Source organism: Aminobacter sp. P4_H6_2, from assembly GCF_056400805.1.
The window spans coordinates 1-2,142 of record NZ_JBFUKO010000804.1 but is presented as its reverse complement, the minus strand read 5'-3'; the positions used below and the strand labels follow the sequence as shown (position 1 = coordinate 2,142).

General features: G+C 58.1%; 1 protein-coding gene and 1 pseudogene. Both read left to right on the top strand.

The annotated features are described in order from the left end of the window. Nucleotides 1-72 precede the first annotated feature (72 nt). Nucleotides 73-321: pseudogene (locus AC1DUU_RS30360) on the top strand (helix-turn-helix domain-containing protein); the annotation flags it as partial. Between the two features lie 348 nt (nt 322-669). Further along, nucleotides 670-2,142 (top strand): sensor domain-containing diguanylate cyclase (locus AC1DUU_RS30355; RefSeq protein WP_476787024.1); only part of this gene is annotated, 1,473 nt, incomplete at its 3' end.

Here is a 2,142-nt window from a genome sequence, read left to right as displayed (position 1 = left end):
ATACTGCGTTGACTGAACGGCTCCTGGACATCGCCTGCAGGGATGGCACCCGAAGGAGTCATCCTATAGTCTGATGATCCCAGCCTGCTTCTTTACACGCTGCGTGCCGTGGCACGCGACCGTATCTGCATTCCGTATTTCGACGTCTCGAAAATCAACGAAACGCCGCTATCCCAGTTGACGGCATGGGAGCGCGAATTATTGGCAGTATTGGCGGATGGCTGGACCAATTCACAGATTGCGGCGCGCAGGGGGATTTCCGAAAACACCGTAAAGTACCATCTCAAGAAACTGTACAACAAGCTCGAGGCCCGCAATTGAGCAATGGCGGAAGCTGGCACGGTACTTTCGTAACGGTAGACGCTCAAAAGGGCGTTGTCGTAGCAGGTGTTGCTGCCGTGCTGACGATCTGGACGGGCTGTTGTTGCGCTGGCGCGAGCCGGGCATCTCGCAACCACTATGCCTACTCTAGGTCGTTTGCCGAATGCCCGCTTCAGCCCAAATGTGCTTCGACAGCGGACCGGCAGATTTCGGCCGGGGCCGCCTGGGTGCCCATGCGATAGCTCTCGGCACTGCGCAACGGTTCCGCGTCATCCTGTCGGTAACCCCATCTCAATGATGGGCGTGTAACACCAACCGATGTTCTGGAATTACCTCCGAAAAGCGCTCGTGACGACTGTGCTGTGCTTCATTATGCTTGCGCCTTTAGACGCGGCAGCCCTTGGCGCGGCTGAATCGATGGACATTCGCAGTTCCTGCTGGACGTCCACAAGTTTGTCGGAAGAGTTGGTCACTGCCGTCCACTCGCCCGGGCGCTGGACCTGCGGAGATCGGATCTATTCGCTCGAAGGCGAGCGGACGCTGCTGCGCTTTGAAATCGGTCCGAAAGATGCCCTCCCTCAATATCTCTTTTCAAGACGTAGTGCGCTCGCGGCTGTGCATCTGCTGGCGATCGACCGAGACGGCGCAATCCGTCAGACCTCTTTCTCGGCGGGTGAGCTTCTTAGCGCTCTGCATGGCGGGTATTTCAAGGCCGCTCTGCCAGGTGTGACCCGCGACACGCTGCAGGTCGTAGTTGCATTCGATTTGCCGAGCCATCAGATGACGCTAGAGAGAGCCTATTTGTCACCGTCTGACATCGCTCTCGGCCCAGACCTTGTGCAGTCTCTAATTCTCCTGGCAACCCTTGCCGGAATGCTCTCCATGCCGCTCATCTTCAATGCGGCCTTCTACCGGATCCTGCGCGAGCCATTCGTGCTTTGGCATTCCATGCTCACGATCTCTTTGCTGCTGACGATCTTGGTCTCTTCGGGCCTTGCAGTCGTTCTCTTCGATCCGCCAGCAATGACGTTGAGCTGGATGACGACAGTGATCTTCGGCCTCACGGTCGCTTCTGGAGCGATGTTTACGCACAGCTTCATAGAGCCCGGCCGCATGCATCCGCTCCTGCGGCGGGCGCTGCTCGGGTGCGCCGTATGGGCGATGTTTTTGAGCGTTTCTCACGCGGTATTCCCGTTCGTGGGGCGCTCGATCCAGTCGACGGTGTACACCGCGGCTTTTGCTCCGGTGGTCGTCATTTTCATATTATCAGTTGCCGATGCACTGCGGCACGGAAGTCGGGCCGCCAAGTTCCAGGCGATCGGCTATATCCCTATAATTCTGGCCGGATTGGTGCGCTTGGTCACGGGTGTGGTTCCCTGGTTGCAGAGCAATGATGCCATGCTCCTATTCTATGTGGGTTGCGTATGCGAAGTCTTGTTCACCACACTCGGCGTGGCAGATCGCTTCATGACGCTCAAGCGCCAGCGAGACAACGCTCGCTTCGAAGCTGACATGCTTGAGCGCCTGTCCGAACGCGACTCGCTGACGGGATTGCTCAACCGGCGGGCAATCGAGCAGAATTTCAAGAAGTTACGCTCTGAGGGCTATCGCACACTTGCCGTGCTCGACCTGGACCACTTCAAGGCAATCAATGATGTTCACGGCCATGTGGTCGGCGACGCTGTGCTGAAAGCCGTGGCCGAGGCACTAAAGGCGGACCCGAAGGTACGTGCGTTCCGCCTCGGCGGAGAGGAGTTCGTACTGCTTGTGTGCGGAGAAGATGCCCAGGCTCAGGCGGAACGTCGGCGCCAAGCGATCCCC